At 72.2% G+C, this 16,418-nt stretch carries 17 protein-coding genes and 3 tRNA genes; 13 read left to right on the top strand and 7 right to left on the bottom strand.

Annotation, left to right across the window (positions count from 1 at the left end; genetic code table 11):
* The first annotated feature begins 43 nt into the window (after positions 1-43).
* Positions 44-1,120, top strand: a complete 1,077-nt coding sequence (locus IF22_RS0114700) for a serine hydrolase domain-containing protein (RefSeq protein WP_030332247.1) — start codon at positions 44-46, stop codon at positions 1,118-1,120.
* Between the two features lie 8 nt (positions 1,121-1,128).
* Here the strand turns inward: IF22_RS0114700 and IF22_RS0114695 are convergent, their stop codons facing one another.
* Together IF22_RS0114695 and IF22_RS0114690 are read right to left on the bottom strand one after the other, a co-directional pair.
* Positions 1,129-2,454: a cryptochrome/photolyase family protein gene (locus IF22_RS0114695; RefSeq protein WP_030332245.1), complete on the bottom strand. Its 1,326-nt coding sequence runs from the start codon at positions 2,452-2,454 to the stop codon at positions 1,129-1,131.
* A complete protein-coding gene (locus tag IF22_RS0114690) occupies positions 2,451-3,374 on the bottom strand; it encodes a phytoene/squalene synthase family protein (protein WP_030332243.1) in 924 nt (307 codons plus the stop codon). Before IF22_RS0114690 ends, IF22_RS0114695 begins: the two co-directional genes overlap by 4 nt.
* Before the next feature lie 66 nt (positions 3,375-3,440).
* On the opposite strand from IF22_RS0114690, the gene IF22_RS0114685 reads away from it, so the two are divergent.
* The 8 genes from IF22_RS0114685 (at position 3,441) to IF22_RS0114650 (ending at position 9,005) form a co-directional block, all read left to right on the top strand.
* Positions 3,441-4,583: a polyprenyl synthetase family protein gene (locus IF22_RS0114685; protein WP_030332241.1), complete on the top strand. Its 1,143-nt coding sequence runs from the start codon at positions 3,441-3,443 to the stop codon at positions 4,581-4,583.
* Between the two features lie 28 nt (positions 4,584-4,611).
* Positions 4,612-6,093, top strand: a complete 1,482-nt coding sequence (gene crtI, locus IF22_RS0114680; protein ID WP_030332239.1) for a phytoene desaturase family protein — start codon at positions 4,612-4,614, stop codon at positions 6,091-6,093.
* The gene (gene idi, locus IF22_RS0114675; protein WP_030332237.1) at positions 6,090-6,710 is read left to right on the top strand and encodes an isopentenyl-diphosphate Delta-isomerase; all 621 of its coding nucleotides are present in this window, start codon (positions 6,090-6,092) and stop codon (positions 6,708-6,710) included. The genes crtI and idi overlap by 4 nt, the downstream gene beginning before the upstream one ends.
* On the top strand, positions 6,700-7,644 hold the full coding sequence (locus tag IF22_RS0114670; RefSeq protein WP_030332235.1) for a MerR family transcriptional regulator: 945 nt from the start codon (positions 6,700-6,702) through the stop codon (positions 7,642-7,644). Before idi ends, IF22_RS0114670 begins: the two co-directional genes overlap by 11 nt.
* A 76-nt stretch (positions 7,645-7,720) precedes the next feature.
* Positions 7,721-8,500, top strand: a complete 780-nt coding sequence (locus IF22_RS0114665) for a polysaccharide deacetylase family protein (RefSeq protein ID WP_030332233.1) — start codon at positions 7,721-7,723, stop codon at positions 8,498-8,500.
* Positions 8,501-8,654: 154 nt separating this feature from the next.
* A tRNA-Glu gene (locus tag IF22_RS0114660) sits at positions 8,655-8,727 on the top strand.
* A 31-nt stretch (positions 8,728-8,758) separates the two neighbouring features.
* Positions 8,759-8,832 (top strand) — tRNA-Asp (locus IF22_RS0114655).
* A 99-nt stretch (positions 8,833-8,931) separates the two neighbouring features.
* Positions 8,932-9,005: transfer RNA gene (locus IF22_RS0114650), tRNA-Phe, on the top strand.
* 293 nt (positions 9,006-9,298) lie between these two features.
* Here the strand turns inward: IF22_RS0114650 and IF22_RS33780 are convergent.
* Positions 9,299-10,330: a hypothetical protein gene (locus IF22_RS33780; RefSeq protein ID WP_051708469.1), complete on the bottom strand. Its 1,032-nt coding sequence runs from the start codon at positions 10,328-10,330 to the stop codon at positions 9,299-9,301.
* Between the two features lie 167 nt (positions 10,331-10,497).
* On the opposite strand from IF22_RS33780, the gene IF22_RS0114640 reads away from it, so the two are divergent.
* Positions 10,498-11,025, top strand: a complete 528-nt coding sequence (locus IF22_RS0114640; protein WP_030332229.1) for an SRPBCC family protein — start codon at positions 10,498-10,500, stop codon at positions 11,023-11,025.
* A gap of 12 nt (positions 11,026-11,037) precedes the next feature.
* On the opposite strand, the gene IF22_RS0114635 is transcribed toward IF22_RS0114640, so the two are convergent.
* Positions 11,038-11,742, bottom strand: coding sequence for a DUF2786 domain-containing protein (locus IF22_RS0114635; protein ID WP_030332226.1), 705 nt, complete (start codon positions 11,740-11,742; stop codon positions 11,038-11,040).
* Positions 11,743-11,869: 127 nt separating this feature from the next.
* Here IF22_RS0114635 and IF22_RS33080 point away from each other — a divergent pair, with 127 nt between their 5' ends.
* Positions 11,870-12,310 carry a hypothetical protein gene (locus IF22_RS33080; RefSeq protein ID WP_051708467.1) on the top strand — a complete coding sequence of 147 codons (441 nt, stop codon included), beginning with the start codon at positions 11,870-11,872 and terminating at the stop codon, positions 12,308-12,310.
* Between the two features lie 85 nt (positions 12,311-12,395).
* Here IF22_RS33080 and IF22_RS0114625 read toward each other — a convergent pair whose 3' ends face one another.
* Positions 12,396-12,785 (bottom strand): hypothetical protein, encoded by a 390-nt coding sequence (locus tag IF22_RS0114625; RefSeq protein ID WP_030332223.1) that lies wholly within the window; start codon positions 12,783-12,785, stop codon positions 12,396-12,398.
* Between the two features lie 156 nt (positions 12,786-12,941).
* On the opposite strand from IF22_RS0114625, the gene IF22_RS0114620 reads away from it, so the two are divergent.
* Complete coding sequence (locus tag IF22_RS0114620; protein ID WP_030332221.1) at positions 12,942-14,285, top strand: ABC transporter substrate-binding protein; 1,344 nt, start codon at positions 12,942-12,944, stop codon at positions 14,283-14,285.
* Positions 14,286-14,351: 66 nt separating this feature from the next.
* Here IF22_RS0114620 and IF22_RS0114615 read toward each other — a convergent pair whose 3' ends face one another.
* Entirely contained in the window at positions 14,352-15,095 is a 744-nt protein-coding gene (locus IF22_RS0114615; RefSeq protein ID WP_030332219.1) for an enoyl-CoA hydratase/isomerase family protein, read from the bottom strand.
* The gene (locus IF22_RS0114610; protein ID WP_030332217.1) at positions 15,092-15,949 is read right to left on the bottom strand and encodes a 3-hydroxyacyl-CoA dehydrogenase family protein; all 858 of its coding nucleotides are present in this window, start codon (positions 15,947-15,949) and stop codon (positions 15,092-15,094) included. Before IF22_RS0114610 ends, IF22_RS0114615 begins: the two co-directional genes overlap by 4 nt.
* Positions 15,950-16,126: 177 nt before the next feature.
* On the opposite strand from IF22_RS0114610, the gene IF22_RS0114605 reads away from it, so the two are divergent.
* The gene (locus IF22_RS0114605) at positions 16,127-16,414 is read left to right on the top strand and encodes a hypothetical protein (protein ID WP_030332216.1); all 288 of its coding nucleotides are present in this window, start codon (positions 16,127-16,129) and stop codon (positions 16,412-16,414) included.
* The last annotated feature ends 4 nt before the right edge of the window (positions 16,415-16,418 follow it).

Raw genomic sequence — 16,418 nt, 5'->3', positions numbered from 1 at the left:
AAAAGCCGGCACGCGCACCGGCCCGGACGCCTACCGTGACCGGATGCACACACGCTTCGCTCCGGTCCGGGACCACTTCCACGACCTGCTCGCCTCCGGACGGGAGACCGGGGCCGCCCTGACCATCTGGTACGACGGGCAGCCGGTCGTGGACCTGGTCGGCGGCTCGCGCGGCGGCCACCGGCCGGGCGCCGCGCCGTGGCTGCCGGACACGCTGGTCAACGTCTACTCGGTCGGCAAGCCGGTGGCCGCGCTCTGCCTGCTGCTGCTCGTCGACCGGGGAACTGTCGACCTCGACTCACCGATGGACCGGTACTGGCCGGAGTTCCGTACTCCCGCCACAGTGCGGCAGGTGTTGTCGCACACCGCCGGGCTGCCGGCCTTCCCGGTGCCCCGACCGGCCACCGCGATCGCCGACTGGGCGCTGCTCACCGGTGACCTGGCCGCCGCCGACCCCGAATGGTCACCGGGCTCGGTCGCCGGGGAACACGCCTGGACGTACGGGCATCTGGTGGGCGAGCTGGTCCGCCGGGTCGACGGACGGTCGGTGGGCCGGTTCCTGGCCGAGGAGATCGCGGACCCCTGGCAGCTCGACCTCGGCTTCGGGCTGGCCGAGGCGGACCAGCTGCGCTGCGCTGACCTGCGGTACGGCGACCCGCAGTGGCCCGCTCGGAAGCTCGGCGAACCGCTGTCACTGCGGGCGCGGGCGCTGGGCAACCCGGCCGGCGGGCTGGACCTCGCCGTGCTGAACAGCCCGCTGTGGCGGGGCGCCGAGATGCCCGCGGTCAACCTGCACGCCACCGCGCCCAGCCTGGCCCGGCTCTACGCCGGGCTGTTGGCCGGCGGTGTCCTGGACGGTGTCCGGCTGGTCAGCCCGGCGCTGATCGCGGAGACCACCCGGGTCCAGTACGACGGGCCGGACCTGGTGCTGGACCGCCCGGTCCAGTGGACGTTGGGCATGCAACGCGAGCCGGACGGCAGCTGGGGCATGGGCGGCATCGGCGGCAGCAGCGCGTGGGCCGACCCGGAGCGCGGCTACACCTTCTCGTACGCCACCGCGCACCTCGCCGAACACGACCGGGTGGACGAGCTGGTCGAGGCGTTGCACTCGGTGCTCTGACGTGGTGGTCAGCGCAGCCAGACCGGGTCGGTGCCGGGCACCGACAACGGTGGCGGGTAGTCCACCGCCCGCCGGAGCTGGTCGGGCAGCTTCCACGGCTGGTGCACCGCCCTGCCCTGCACCCCCGCCAGCTCCGGCACCCACCGACGCACGTAGTCGCCGGCCGGGTCGTACCGTTCGGCCTGCCGGACCAGGTTGAACCCCCGGTAGGGCTTCGTGTCGTTGCCGGTACCGGCCACCCACTGCCAGTTGCCGGAGTTGTTCGCCACGTCCCCGTCGAGCAGCCAGCGGAAGAACACCGCCACCCCGGAGCGCCAGTCCTGACCGAGGTGTGTGGTGAGGTAGCCGGCCGTGATCAGCCGGGCCCGGTTGTGCATCCAGCCCTGCGTCCGCAGCTGGCGCATCCCGGCGTCGACGATCGGCATCCCGGTCCGGCCCTCGGTCCAGGCCGCCAACGCGTCGTCGTCGTAACGCCACCGCTCGGTGGCTCCCCGCCGGTACGCCGTGGTCGAGATCTCCGGGAACGCGGCGGTGACCTGGTAGTAGAAGTCCCGCCAGCAGAGCTGCCGGACGAACGGGCCGGACCGGTCCCCGGCACGGTTCGCCACCGCCAGCGGCGACACGCAACCGAAGCGCAGGTACGGACTCAGCCGCGAGGTGTCGTCGCCGGCCATGTCGTCGTGCTGATCGCCGTACCGGGTCAGCTCGGGCAGCCAGTCGGTGAGCCGTTGCCGGGCCACCCGCTCGCCACCGACGGCCGCTTCCGGCGAGTCGCCGGCGGGCGGCGCCGGCAGCTGGCCCACCCGGACCCGGGCGGGCAGCGCGATCCGGCGCGGTGCCGCCAGCTCCTCGCGCCACCGGTGGACCGCCCAGGCCCGGTGGTACGGGCTGAACACCCGGTAGTGGTCACCGCCGCCACCGGGCCGCAACGCACCCGGCTCGACCACTGTCAGCCCGGGAAACAGTCGCAGGTGCAGCCGGTGCCGCTCGCACTCGGCGCGTAGTCGCCGCTCCCGCCGGCTGGCGTAGTGGCTGACGTCGGCCGAGAGCGCCACGGCGGTGGCGTCGACCTCGGCGGCCAGCCGGATCGTCTCGGTCACCGGGTCACCGTGCCGGACCACCAGGTCGCCACCGAGGTCGCGGAGTTGGGCGCGCAGGTCGGCCAGTGCCTGGTGCAGGAAGCGGGTGCGGTTGGCGGACCGGCCGGCCAGGGCCGGGTCGAGCACGTACAGCGGCACCACCTGGTCGAAGGCCGCGCAGGTGCTGGCCAACGCCGGGTGGTCGTGCACCCGCAGGTCGCGGGTGAGGAGCACGACCGCCGTACTCGCGGTCACCGGCGCTGCGGGTGGATCGCCGGCCCGGGAATGACGACCGGGGTCCCGGTCGGGGTGAGCAGGGCCCGCGCGGCCACCGCCATCCGTCGCCGCTGTGGCACCAGGGCCCGCCGAACGAAGACGTCGTAATCCTGCGCGGCCACCTCGTCGAGGATGCCGCCGTAGAGCGCGTACGCGGTGCGCATGCAGGCCTGCGAGGCGGGCGCGAGCATGGTGATGCCCGGTGCGGCGGCGGCGTAGTGCGCCTGGGCGCGGGTCACCTCGTACTCGATCAGCTCGCGGATCCGGGGCGTACCGCGGCCCCGGTCGCGGGCCGCCACCAACTCCTCGCGGGTGACACCGAACTTCGCCAGGTCCTCGTCCGGCAGGTAGGTGCGGCCCCGGTCGAGGTCCTCGGCGACGTCCCGGATGAAGTTGGTGAGCTGGAAGGCGAAGCCGAGCTGTCGGGCCGGCTCCCGAGCCGCCACCGGGTCGGAGCTGCCCAGGATCGGCAGCATCATGGTGCCGATGACGGCCGCCGAGCCCTCCATGTAGTCGAGCAGGTGGTCGTAGGTCGGGTACGCGGTGACGGTGAGATCCATCGCCATGCTCTTCAGAAACGACGCAAAGTCGTCCCGGTCGAGGTCGAAGACGGCGATCGTGTGCAGCACGGCCGGCAACAGGGGGTCGTCGACCGACGCACCGTGCAGACCGGCCACGAACTGGCCGGCCCAGTTGTCCAGCAGGGCGGCCCGCTCGGCCGGCGGCAGTGCCTCGGTGCGGTCGACGATCTCGTCCGCGTACCTGGTGAACCCGTAGAGGGCGTGCACATGCCGTCGTTTCCAAGCGGGAAGCAGGCGGGTGGCGAGATAGTAGGTGCGGCCGTGGCGTTTGTGCAGCTCACGACACCGGTCATAGGCAGCGGTGAGATCGGTTTCCACCGGCCCTCCTCTAATTTATCGACGCACCAATCGACGCAACCCGTAGCCTAGGGTACGCTCGGCCACATGGCCAACGACGCAGTTGCGGGTGACGTGACCCGCGTGGCGCCGGCTGGGCCGGCGGACGGGGACGATCCGGTCCGCGCCGTTCTGGCCGCGTACACCCACGATCTGGTAACGGCGGTCGACGAGACCCTGGACTCTTTCCTCACCGCCGAGGTTGACACCCTCCACGACATCGACCCATCGATGGGAAGCTTCGCCGCCACCGCCCGGGAGGCCGTCCTGGCCGGCGGCAAACGGATCCGGTCCACGTTCGCCTACTGGGGTTGGCGCGGGGCGGTCGGCGGCACCGCAGCGCTGCCGCCGGTGCTGCCCGCGCTGGCCGCGCTGGAGCTGCTGCACACCTTCGCGCTGGTCCACGACGACGTGATGGACGCGTCCACCACCCGCCGTGGCCGGCCCACCGCACACGTCGCGCTCGCCGAACAGCACCTCGCCGCCGGCCACCGGGGCGACCCCGGCCGGTTCGGCGAGGCCGTCGCCGTGCTCGTCGGCGACCTCTGCATGGTCTGGGCCGACCAGTTGCTGGCCCACGCCTCGGTGCCGTCGAACCGACTCTTCGAGGTGCGCCGCTGCTACGACCAGATGCGGGTGGAGACGGTCGCCGGGCAGTACCTCGACGTGCTCGGCGAGAACGCCCCAGCCAGCTGGTCGGTCGACCGGGCGCTGCGGGTGGCCCGCTACAAGACCGCCAGCTACACCGTCCAGCGACCACTGCTCTTCGGAGCCGCACTGGCCGGGGTGCCCGCCGACGAGCCGCTGGTCTCCGCCTACACCCGCTACGGCCTGGCTGTCGGCGAGGCGTTCCAGCTCCGCGACGACCTGCTCGGCGTCTACGGCGACCCGGCGGCCACCGGCAAGCCGACCGGTGACGACCTCCGCACCGGCAAACCGACAGCGCTGCTCATGCTGGCCCGGGAGCTGGCCACCCCGGCCCAGCTCACCGCGTTGGAGCGGGCCGCCGACGGACCGGTCGACAAGCTCGCCGGGCTGGTCGCCGAGACCGGCGCGGTGACCCGGGTGGAGCAGATGATCGCCGAACGGGTGAGCGACGCGCTGGCCGCGCTCGACGCCGCACCCGTGGACCAGACGGCGCGCACCGCGCTGACCGGGCTGGCCACCGCCGCAACCAACCGGCGGGCCTGATGAGCGACTTGAGCAAGGAGGTGGTCACGTGCGGACGGTGAGCGGACGGACGGACCGGGTGGTGGTCGTCGGAGCCGGGCTGGGTGGGCTCGCCTGTGCCCTGCACCTGGCCGGCAGCGGTCGACAGGTGACAGTGCTGGAACGCGAGCCGGTGCCCGGTGGGCGGGCCGGCCGGCTGGGCGTGGACGGCTACGAGTTCGACACCGGGCCGACAGTGCTCACCATGCCCGACCTGATCGCCGAGGCGCTCGGCGCGGTCGGCGAGGAGTTGCGCGACTGGCTGGACCTGACCCCGATCGATCCCGCCTACCGGGCGTACTACCCGGACGGCTCGACCCTCGACGTGCTCACCGACACCACCCGGATGGCGGCCGAGATCTCCCGGGTCTGCGGGCCTCGGGAGGCCGACGGCTACCTGCGGTTCGTCGAGTACGCGCGGGAGCTGTGGCGGCTGGAACGCACCGACTTCATCGAGCGCAACCTGGACGCGCCGACCGATCTGATCACCGGCAACCTGCTCAAGCTGCTCGGCGGCGGGGCCTTCCGACGCCTCCAGACGAAGATCAACCAGTTCTTCCGGGACCCACGTACCCAGCGGATCTTCTCCTTCCAGGCGATGTACGCCGGCCTCGCGCCGCACGACGCGCTGGCCATCTACGCGGTCATCGCGTACCTCGACTCGGTGGCCGGGGTCTACTTCCCGCGCGGCGGCATCCACGCGGTCTCCCGGGCGATGGCCGGCGCGGCCGAGAAGCACGGCGTGCAGATCCGGTACGACACCACGGTGACCCGGGTGGAGACCGCGAACGGTCGGGCCACCGGCGTGCTCACCGCCGACGGCGAGCTGGTGCCGGCGGACGTGGTGGTGCTCAACCCCGACCTGCCGGTCGCCTACCGGGACCTGCTCCCCGCCGAGCCGCGCCGTCGGCTCACCTACTCGCCGTCCTGCGTCGTTCTGCACGTCGGCTCCCGACAGTCCTATGCGAAGATCGCCCATCACAACATCCACTTCGGACGCGCGTGGAAGGGCACCTTCGATGAGGTCATCCGGCGGGGCGAGTTGATGACCGATCCGTCGCTGCTGGTGACCAACCCGAGCCGGACCGACCCCGCGGTGGCCCCGGCGGACCGGCACACCTACTACGTGCTCGCCCCGGTGCCCAACCTGCACCGGTCGCCGTTCGAGTGGCGCGGCGACCTGACCAAGCGCTACACCGAGCAGCTGATCGGCACCCTGGAGGAGCGCGGCTACGTCGGCTTCGGCGCCGGGGTCGAGGTGCTACGGGCGGTCACCCCGGCCGAGTGGGAGGAGCAGGGAATGGCAGCGGGCACCCCGTTCGCCGCCGCGCACACCCTCTTCCAGACCGGCCCGTTCCGCCCGTCCAACCTGCACCGCGACCTGTCGAACGTGGTGTTCGTCGGCTCCGGAACCCAGCCCGGCGTGGGCGTACCGATGGTGCTCATCTCCGGCAAGCTCGCCGCCGGCCGAATCACCGGGGAAGGTCGATGAGCAGCCGCGAAAAACATCTCGTCGAACTCGTCGACGAGACCGGCAAGGCCCACGGCGAGACGACCGTCGCCGCCGCGCACCAACCCCCGGGGCAACTGCACCGGGCCTTCTCGGTGTTACTGATGGACCCGGACGGCCAGGTGCTGCTCCAGCGTCGGGCCGCCGCCAAGACCCGGTTCCCGCTGCGCTGGGCCAACTCCTGCTGCGGCCACCCGCAGCCCGGGGAGTCGCTCGCCGAGGCGGCCAACCGCCGGCTGAGTGAGGAGTTGGGCGCGGGCCCGGTCGAGCTGACCGAGGTCGGCATCTACGTCTACTACGCCGAGGACCCGGCCACCGGTCGGGTCGAGTTCGAGTACGACCACGTGCTGCGAGGCGAGTTCCTGCCCGGCGCTCCGCTGCTGCCCGACCCGGACGAGGTGGCCGAGCTGCGGTGGGCCGACCCCACCGCGCTGGAGGCCGAGTTGTCCCTCGACCCCCGGTCGTACGCGCCCTGGCTGGGCGGGGTGGTGAACCGGCTGCTCCGCCCCTCGGGGTCCCGGTCGGGCGCAACCGGTCCGGTCATGACCCCGCCCGGATCGTCGGCGGATGACACGGCGGAGCGGTCGGGTGGTCGATGAGGCGCTGAGCGCGGGCGCTGTCGCACGCCGGCTGGGGGTCGCGGTGACGACCCTCCGCACCTGGCACCAGCGCTACGGGCTCGGTCCCAGCGAACACATCCCCGGTCACCACCGCCGGTACACCCCTTCCGACCTGGTCCGCCTCGAGATCATGCGGCGACTCACCGCCGAGGGGGTGAGCCCCGCCGAGGCGGCCCGCTGGGCCCGCCAGGCTCCGGATCCAACGGCCAACGGCACCGTCACCCCCACCCGGATCCACCCGACCGGCCGTGACGGCGGCGGCACCATCCCGGTCGGCCGTGCCGGCCCGGCGGCCCGCGGACTGGCCCGGGCGGCGATGCGCCTGGACGCGGCGGCGATCAGTGAGACGATCGCGCACGCCCTGGCCGCCGACGGCGTCGTCGCCACCTGGGACAGCCTGTTGCGCCCGGTCCTCGCCGGCATCGGCGAACGGCACGCCGCCACCTCCGGCCTGATCGAGGTGGAACACCTCATGTCCCGCTGCGTCTCGGAAGCGCTCGCGGCGGCCAGCCGGGCCAAGGTCCCCACCGGGCCGGCCCGGATCCTGCTCTCCTGTGCCGACGAGGAACAGCACACCCTGCCGCTGGAGGCGCTGGCCGCAGCACTCGCGGAGGCCGGTGTCAGCTACCGGATGCTCGGCGCCCGGGTGCCGGTGGCCGCGCTCGTCGAGGCGGTCAACCGGACCGGACCGGCCGCCGTGGTGCTCTGGTCACACACTCGGGCCACCGCCGACCCGGCCCAACTCAGCGCGCTCCTGGCCGCACCCCGACGCCCGTTGCTGGTGCTCGCCGCCGGCCCCGGCTGGCGCGCCGACACCCTGCCCGCCGGGGTGGTGCGGCCGGTGGACCTGGCCGAGGCGGTCTCACTCTCCGCTGCCGTGCGCGACGCCCTGCACCAGTCGAGGCGTGACTGATCGCACTGTCGCCGGCTGGCGGCGTGAACTACCGTCGGGCGGGTCCGCCTACCCCGACCCCTCCGGGAGCGAGCAGATGCAAGCCCGTGCCGTCCTGGCGTCCGTCCTCGCCGTGGCGCTGGTCTTGTCCGGTTGTGCCCAGCCGCACCGCACCATCGCACCCGTCGGTGCCCCACCGCCGGAATCGACCGCGCCACCCACCCCGAAACCGCACCCCAGTGTCACCAAGCCGGCCAAGCCGCCACTGCGGCCGCTGCCGGCCAAGCTGCCCGCCGGTCTGGGTCGCAACACCGGCGTACGCCCGGTGGCCCTGACGTTCGACGACGGGCCCAGCCCAGCCTGGACACCCAAGGTGCTCGACCAACTGAAGGCCGCCAAGGTGACAGCGACCTTCTGCGTCGTCGGTCGGGAGGTGCAGCGCCACCCGGAGCTGGTCCGACGGATCGTCCGGGAGGGACACCAGCTCTGCAACCACAGCTGGCGACACGACCTCGATCTCGCCCGCCGACCCGTCGCCGAGATTCGGGCCGACCTGGACCGCACCAACAAGGCCATCCAGAAGGCCTCTCCCGGCGCGAAGGTGCCGTTCTACCGGCAACCGGGCGGCCGGTGGACGTCGGAGGTGCTCGGGGTGGCCAAGAACCTCGGCATGCGCCCGCTGCACTGGTCGGTCGACCCGCAGGACTGGGACAAGCCCACCGCGGCCACCATCGGCAAACGGGTGCACGCCGCCACCCGCCCCGGGGCCATCGTGCTGCTGCACGACGGTGGCGGAAATCGGGCCGCGACCCTCGCCGCCTGCCCGAAGATGATCGCCGATCTGAAGCGGCGCTTCGGCATCACCCGACTCCACTAGAACCGCCCTGACCTGCCGTTATGACCCACCCCAAGCCCTTGGTGATACCGATTTTGTCGACCGGCCGGGCATCACGTATGCTTTCGAAGCCTCCGGCGGGGCCGGATGGGAGCAAGTCCGCTTGAAGTTGCGAGTGTGCAATGATGGCGGGGCCGCCCTCATCGTCTAGCGGCCCAGGACGCCGCCCTTTCAAGGCGGTAGCACGGGTTCGAATCCCGTTGGGGGCACGACCGGCGCAAGCCGGAGCAACACAAGCTAGGTCCTGTGGAGCAGTTGGAGTGCTCGCCGCCCTGTCAAGGCGGAGGTCGCGGGTTCAAGTCCCGTCAGGACCGCAGCGCCGACGCCGCGCCCCGCGCGGCGTTCTGCGTATCGGAGCAGGTCGCCTTGCCACCGGTTCGTCCGGTTGCCGGGTAACATGAGCCGAGCGGCACGGCCAGGTAGCTCAGTTGGTACGAGCGTCCGACTGAAAATCGGAAGGTCGGCGGTTCGACCCCGCCCCTGGCCACATAGCCTTTCGCCGGGCTACAGAGGTCCCCACCAGCGGATTCGCAGGTGGGGATCTTGCTGTTTCCGGTGCTTGCGCCGACGACCTCCGGCCAGCCCACACGCCCAGCCCAACCCGGCTGCGTGACCAGCACCACCCCGGGTCCGCTTGATCGACTCGACTTTCGTGACATCGCGGTGTCCCAGCGCGCGCGACACCGCGATATCAAGGAAACCGAGTCGATCACCCACGCCTCGCGGCTACCAGTCGGTCGCGGCGGGCGGCGGGGCAGCGTCAGTAGCGGCGGGGCGGTGTCAGTCGCGGCGACCCTGCGGGCGGTGCTGCGCGACGCCGCCCTGAATCGCCTCCCACACGCTGCGTCCGGCCTGTCGCAACGTCTCCCCCGCCTGCTCGGCGAGTTGGGCCGCACTCTGCGCGGCGCTCTGGGCCGCCGCCTGCGCCGCGCCCGGCAGACCACCGTCGCCATCCCCGGACGGGCTCGGACCGGCCCCAGCCGACTGATCGGGCTTGCCGCGGCCTTCTGCGGCCGCCGTCCCCGCCAGCCCCTCGGGGCGTTGCGGCCCCTGGCCCGCCCCGGCCGGCCGCTGTCCCTGCGAATGCCCCTGGTCAGCTGACCCGGGGCCGCCAGCTCGCGGTCCGGGGCCGCCAGCATCTGGTGCCGACCCGGCCGGACCGACCCCGGACCGACCGGCATCCTCACGACCCGCATCCGCCCGATCAGAACCCCGCCGACCAGGCCCCGGCTGATCAGGCCCCGGCTGACCAGACGCAGGCCGATCAGAACCCGGCCGACCAGGTTCAGGCTGGTCAGAACCCGGCTGACCGAGAACCTGCCGAGCGGAAGCCGGCCGACCACGGTCGACTGACGGTCCGGCTGCGCCCACCTGCCGGCCCGGCTCGTCGCGTAGGCGGTCCGAGTGCCGGCTCGACGCTTTGATCTCCGCCGCGCCCGAGGTCACCTGTTGGGTGCTGCGCTCCACGTCGTCGACGGCAGTGTGCGCGAGCGCCTCGATGATCTGTGGGTTGTTGTCGAGTGTGTCGAGCGCTCGCCCCAGGATCCTGGTCAGCTGCTCCAAACGGACCCGCAGCTGCGCCTCGGCGTTCACCCCGTTGACGTTCAACTCGCCACCGTTGAGGTGCACCCGTACGCCGGCGTCGACCTGGAGCAGGTTGGCCACTCGGGCGCGCAGCGACAGGTCGGCCTCCAGGCCGTCGACCGCCAGTCGGATGGAGTCGACGGAGACCTTCGGAATGTCGAGCAGGACGTCCGGGTTCCCGCTGTCGACGTTCCGGTCCGGCTCCCGCTGCTGTCCGCTCTCGCTCATGCTCTCCCGCCCCGCCTGCGTTCCGGCCCGGTCGTCCGAAGCCGTTGGGCGCGGTTACCCGCTTTCCGGCGCGGCATCCCGTCCGTGACGACCCGGCGACACTCTGTCTGGAACCGGGCACCGCGCGAAGCTGCACAGCCGGGCATCAGCCGGTATGGTCCGGGCCTATGGGACAGGAATTGACTGATCCGGCCGACATCCGGCAGGACGTCGGCCAATTCTCTCTCCGGTGCGGCCTTGTCGTCCCGGGCTCCGCCGAGCACGCGTTCGCGGTCTTCACTGATGAGCTGACCGACTGGTGGGTCACCGAGTACACCTGGTCCGGCCCGGACGCCTTGGCCGAGCTGGGCATGGAGCCGCGGGCCGGTGGCATGCTCTACGAGTTGGGCCCGTACGGCTTCCGCGCCGACTGGGGTCGGGTGCTCACCTGGGATCCGCCCCGCCGGCTTGTCTTCGTCTGGCAGATCGGCCCGGATCGGGCACCGGTGCCGGACCCGGCCCGCGCGAGCGAGGTCGAGGTGCTGTTCCATTCCGAGGGGCCGGAACGCACCCGGGTCGACCTGGAGCATCGGCACTTCGACCGGCACGGCGAGGCTGCCGAGGGTTACCGCAAGGCGCTCACCGCCGGCTGGCACGAGTTGCTCACCCGCTACGTCGCCGCGGTGTCGCGCCACCGCCCCACCACGACGGCCTGACGGCCCACGAGATCACCGGCCGAGTTGCCGACCGGCAGCGGCGCCGCCGAGGTCCCGACCACCGAGGTTGGCGCGTTGGCCGGCTTCGGCCCCCGAGCCGAAGCCGGTGCCACCCAACCGGCGCGGCGGTGCGGTGCGCAGCCGCGGGTACTCCTCGGTGAGCCGCCGCTGGACCCGGTCGGACCGGTCGGCCAGCACCAGCGCCATCGACGGCGTACCCGACTCGCTGGCCGCCGCGGTTTCAGCCGCCCAGAGTCGGCCGCCCACCACCTCGGCGAAACCGGCCAGCCAGGAGCGCCGGAAGGCCGCGGGGTGGTCGTCGGCCGGCACCTCGGTGGCGGCCAGGCCGTGCGCCGCCTGCACGAGCAGTGAGGTGAAGAGCAGGTCGACCCGTTCCAGGTCGCTGGCGAAGCCGAAGAGGTGCAGGGTGAACCCGTTGCCCTGCCGGCGGCGTACGCAGCGGCAGCGCAGGGGCTCGGCCACCGCGGCGAGCAGGCCGACCTTGTCGCGGGCGTACGGGGCGACGATGTCCAGCACCCGGTCACCGACCGGGTCGGTGGTGGGGTCGCGGGCGGCGAGGAGGGCCCGGTCCACGCCGTAGCGGGCGATCAGGTCGGTTGCCTTGGCGGTGAACGCGGCCGACTCGGCAGGCGTGCAGGCTGGATCCTCGGCCTGGGCCAGCAGCTTGCGCACCTTGCTGAGGATGGCCTCGGACATGCCTACAGAGCTACCACACCGGCCGGACATCGTCGGGGCCGCGCCGGAATCGATCGATACGTATCATCGTCACGATCAGATGATCAGTCCTATACGGACGGTCAGTTACCTGTTTCCGGAGGAACGAATGCCATCCCCGACCGCTCGCCTGCTCGCCGTCGCCACCGCCACCGCACTGATCGCCGCCGGCACGCCCGCCCGGGCGGAGCCGACAACACCGACCACACCGGTCAGCTCCGGGCCGAACGCGTTCGCCCCGCTCGCCACCTGTTACGGCGGGGCGGTCCGGTCGTACTTCGAGACGGGCCGCTACGGCGGCTCGGCGGGTCAGTACCGCACCACGACGCGCTGTCGCGACATCAACGTCCGCAACGCGAGCGTGTACGCCACCGAAGCATGCGTGATCTTCGTGGACAAGACGAGCGCCTGTAACTACTGGACCTACCTGCCGGCCAACTCGGGCTGGATCACGGTGGCGACCAACGTCAAGGACGGCGTCAACTTCCGGGTCCGTTTCGAGAACCTGCGCTACGAGTACGAGCCGCTGATCGCGTACCACGCGTTCTGACCGACCCACGCGGTCGCGGCGTCCGCCCCCCGACGGACGCCGCGACCCGCCGACAACGCCGCACCCGCCGCGGCCGGCCGACGCGTCAGCCGGCGCGGCTGCGCAGGGTGGCGATCGTCGAGCCGGCAAGCGTCAGCAGGCAGTCCGGGAGCAGCCCATCCGCCGCCGCCGCGCCGAACAGGGCCTCACCGGTGGGTTCGTCCTGATTCGCGTACGCACTGACGAAGCGGGCCACCCAGCGGGTGTCGTACCCGGCCTGGTCGATCCCCGGGAAGTCGAGCGCCGCCCCGCTCGCCGCCGGCGCGTCACCGAGCATTGTCGCCGCCAGGCACCAGGCGACCCCGTACGCGCCGCTCAGGCCGGCCCGGTCGACGACCGCGTCGAACGCTCCCACCACCGCGTCTCCATCGCCGGTCAGCGCCGAACGGAGCACGGCGGCCGCGTCATCGAACGTCTGCTGTGGTAGGTCGGTCACTCAGCGCACAGTAGGACGGGTGGTCAAGTCCCCCAGCAACCGTCACTGTCCGTGTTCAATGCGAGCGACCTGCGCATTACGCCGCCTCCACGGTCCCGCCGCCGGCCTCGGCACGCTAATGTGCGCAGCGGACCTTCGCCGGAGGAAGGACGACCCATGTTCGTAACACGCCGCTCGCGGGTAGCCACACTGGCTGCCTGCGCGACGATCCTGCTCGCCACGAGCGCTTGCGGGGATGACAAGCCCGAGGAGGCAAGCGCCCAACAGGTGCGCCTCTACGGCACGGACGGCAACATGCTCAACTCCTATCCTGCCGAGTTGAAGGAACGGGCGAGCCTCGTCGACGGGATGAAGGGCACCACGCCGCTCACCCCGCTGCCCGACGACTTCAAGAGCCGGCTACGGGCCGTCAATCCGGCGCTGACGGACTACCTCTACTCCGCCGAGACGTACGACGCGGTGGTGATCGCCGTGCTCGCCGCGCAGTTGGCCGGCAGCACCAACCCGGCGGACATCGCCAAGCAGATCGTCGGTGTGACCAACGACGGGCAGCGCTGCGAGGACCCCGCCAGCTGTCTCGCGTTGGCCCGTAACGGGCAGGACATCGAGTACCGCAGCGTCTCGCTGACCCGGGCGGGGTTCACCGACAAGGGCGAGCCGGCCACCGCGAGCTACGCCACGCTGACCTTCGACGGGCAGCAGATCAACGACGGCAAGACCGAGTTCGTCGGCGCCGGCATCGAGTCGGCGGCGAGCACCAAGACGCCGCCGAGGCCGAAGAAGCAGCGCGCCGGTGGGGACCCCGACCAGGAGCCGCTGGTCCTGGGCGGCCTGCTGCCGAAGACCGGTGACCTCGCGATCGCCTATCCCCCGATGGCCGCCGGCGCCGCGCTGGCGATCAAGGAGATCAACGCCGCGGGTGGCGCCCTGGGCAAGCCGGTGACGTGGAAGGACGGCGACGACGGCACCAGCCCGGCGGTGGCCAAGGCGACGGTGGCCAAGCACGTGACGGACGGCGTCAGCGTGATCATCGGCGCGGGTGGTTCGGGTATCTCCCGGGAGGTGCTGCCGGACGTGGTGCAGGCCGGGAAGATCCTCTTCTCCCCGTCCAACACCGACAGCGGCCTGACCGATGTGGAGGACAAGGGCCTCTACTTCCGCACCGCCCCGCCGGACAGCCTCCAGGGCCGGGCACTGGCCGACGTGATCCTCCGCGACGGGTCCCAGAAGATCGTCATCGTCGCCCGCAAGGACTCCTACGGCGAGGGCCTGCAGGCCACCGTCCGCGACGAGCTGGCCAAGGCGGGCATTCCCGACGACCGGCTCAAGCTGCTGACGTACGAGCCGCCGGCCGACGCGAAGGCGGCCCCGGTCGACTTCAGCGGCGGCGCGAAGGAGATCAAGGAGTTCGGTGCGGACGCCGTACTGATCATCGGTTTCGGTGAGTCCGCCCAGGTGATCCGCGGCCTGGCCGACGCCGGGGTGCAGATCGGGCAGTAAGCAGGATCCGAGGCCCACGACGGCCGCACCGGCTTCTCGCCGGTGCGGCCGTTTTCGGGTACGGGGTCAGCGCGGCCGGCGGCGCTGCAGGAACTCGGTCATCCGGCGGTGCTTCTCCTCGTCCTCGAAGAGCACCGCCTGGCTGACCAGGTCGAGGTGCGGGTGCGCGGCGGCCGGCGCGTCCACCGCCAGCTTGGTCAGCCGCACGGCCAACGGTGAACCCAGGGCGATCTCGTCCAGCACCGCGTGCGCCACCGGCAGCAGCTCGTCGGGCTCGTCCACCACCCGGTTCACCAGGCCGATCCGCAGCGCCTCCTCGGCGTCCACCCGCCGGCCGGTGAAGAGCAGCTCCTTGGCCCGACCCTCGCCGATCAACGCGGGCAGCCGGTGGGTCGCGCCGGCGCCGGCCAGGATGCCCAACCGCACCTCCGGCTGCCCGAAGACCGCCCGGCCCGTGCACACCCGCAGATCGCAGGCGTACGCCAGCTCCGCGCCACCGCCCAACGCCGGGCCGTCGACGGCCGCCACCGTCGGCATCGGCAGCGCCCGGATGCGGGCGAAGGCGGCCGAGTTGATCGCGGCGAGGGCGTCGGTGCGACCCCTCTCGCGGAGCTGGCCGATGTCGGCGCCACCGGCGAAGATGCCCGCCGTGCCACCGGTGAGCAGCAGCAGACGCGGACGGGCTTCCAGCTCGGCGCAGACCTGGTGCAGCTCGGCGATCAGGTCGGCGTCGATGGCGTTGCGCTTCTCCGGCCGGTCCAGGGTGACCATCAGCCGGTCCGGCCGCTCCTCGATCCGCAGCCCGCTCACTGTTTGACACCGCCTTCCCAGCGGTAGAAGCCGTGCCCTGACTTCTTACCCAGCCGCCCGGCGGCCACCATCTCCTCCAGCAGCGGCGGCGGCGCGAACCGGTCCCCGTACGCGGTCTGGAGGGTGCGGGCGATGTCCAGCCGCACGTCCAGGCCGACCAGGTCGGTGAGCTCCAACGGCCCGATCGGATGCCGGTAGCCGAGCACCATGGCCTTGTCGATGTCCGCCGGGCTGGCCACCTCGTCGGCGACCATCCGGATCGCCTCCAGGCCGAGGGTGACCCCGAGCCGGGAGGTGGCGAAGCCGGGCAGGTCGCGTACGACGACGGGGTCCTTGCCCAGCCGGCCGGCGAGCGCGACGGCCGCGGCGGTGGTCTCCTCGGCGGTGGCCGGGCCGACCACGATCTCCAGCAGCGTCATCGCCCAGACCGGGTTGAAGAAGTGCAGGCCGAGGAAGCGCTCGGGCGCGTCCAGCCCGGCGGCCAGCGCGCCGATGGCGATGCTGGAGGTGTTGCTCCCCAGCAGCTCCGGGCGCAGCGCGGCGGCATCCCGCAGCACCGCCCGCTTCAGATCGAGGCGCTCCGGCACCGCCTCCACGATCACCTGGGGGGCGGGTGCCACCTCGGCGAGGGTGGGGCGCAGCGTCACCCGCTGTCGGTTCGCGGCGGCCTCGTCGGCGCTCAGCTTCCCGCGCTGCACCGCCCGCTCCCACAGCTCGGCGAGCCGGTTCTGCGCGGCCGCGCCCCGCTCGGGGTCCACCTCGACCACCTCGACGGCGTGTCCGGCGCCGGCCGCCACGTACGCGATTCCGAGCCCCATGGTGCCGGCCCCGACGACCACGAAACGATCGCTCATCACGCCTCCCTGCCCCGCCCGCCGACGCGCGGGGTCGCCGCCACGCCGGCCCGGGTGTCCCGCCCGCTCCGCTCGCTCATGCTGCGACAGTAGACAGCGCGACGACCCGGCCCATGCGTGGGGGAGCGCCGGATCGGGTACTGACGGCCCGTCAACCGAGGGAAGGACCGCATCGAGATGAGCCAGGCACCGGAGAGCGTCACCGAGGGGGAGATCGTGGAGACCCGAGGCGACGAGCGGGTCGAACTGTTGCGCGCCGACACCAACAACGACGGTCAGACCGACGTGTGGGTGGTGGACACCGACGGCGACGGCAAGGCCGACCTGTTCCAGTTCGACACCGACGGCGACGGCAAGGTGGACATCACCATGGTCGACATCGACGAGGACGGCCAGCCGGACGAGGTGGTCGACGGCGACGGCGGTCTGCCGCCCGAGCAGCTCCCCCCGACCGTCCAGGTCTGAGACG

Source organism: Micromonospora parva (assembly GCF_000718515.1).
In the GTDB taxonomy this organism is placed as follows: domain Bacteria; phylum Actinomycetota; class Actinomycetes; order Mycobacteriales; family Micromonosporaceae; genus Micromonospora; species Micromonospora parva.
This window is presented reverse-complemented; position numbering and strand designations above follow the sequence as displayed.

What these genes read in the sequence shown, in the direction of transcription:
- IF22_RS0114700 (WP_030332247.1), top strand. Translation starts at nt 44, where the DNA reads ATGCACACACGCTTCGCTCCGGTCCGGGACCACTTCCACGACCTGCTC.
- IF22_RS0114685 (WP_030332241.1), top strand. Translation starts at nt 3,441, where the DNA reads ATGGCCAACGACGCAGTTGCGGGTGACGTGACCCGCGTGGCGCCGGCT.
- idi (WP_030332237.1), top strand. Translation starts at nt 6,090, where the DNA reads ATGAGCAGCCGCGAAAAACATCTCGTCGAACTCGTCGACGAGACCGGC.
- IF22_RS0114665 (WP_030332233.1), top strand. Translation starts at nt 7,721, where the DNA reads ATGCAAGCCCGTGCCGTCCTGGCGTCCGTCCTCGCCGTGGCGCTGGTC.
- IF22_RS33780 (WP_051708469.1), bottom strand. Translation starts at nt 10,330, where the DNA reads ATGAGCGAGAGCGGACAGCAGCGGGAGCCGGACCGGAACGTCGACAGC.
- IF22_RS0114640 (WP_030332229.1), top strand. Translation starts at nt 10,498, where the DNA reads ATGGGACAGGAATTGACTGATCCGGCCGACATCCGGCAGGACGTCGGC.
- IF22_RS0114635 (WP_030332226.1), bottom strand. Translation starts at nt 11,742, where the DNA reads ATGTCCGAGGCCATCCTCAGCAAGGTGCGCAAGCTGCTGGCCCAGGCC.
- IF22_RS33080 (WP_051708467.1), top strand. Translation starts at nt 11,870, where the DNA reads ATGCCATCCCCGACCGCTCGCCTGCTCGCCGTCGCCACCGCCACCGCA.
- IF22_RS0114620 (WP_030332221.1), top strand. Translation starts at nt 12,942, where the DNA reads ATGTTCGTAACACGCCGCTCGCGGGTAGCCACACTGGCTGCCTGCGCG.
- IF22_RS0114610 (WP_030332217.1), bottom strand. Translation starts at nt 15,949, where the DNA reads ATGAGCGATCGTTTCGTGGTCGTCGGGGCCGGCACCATGGGGCTCGGA.
- IF22_RS0114605 (WP_030332216.1), top strand. Translation starts at nt 16,127, where the DNA reads ATGAGCCAGGCACCGGAGAGCGTCACCGAGGGGGAGATCGTGGAGACC.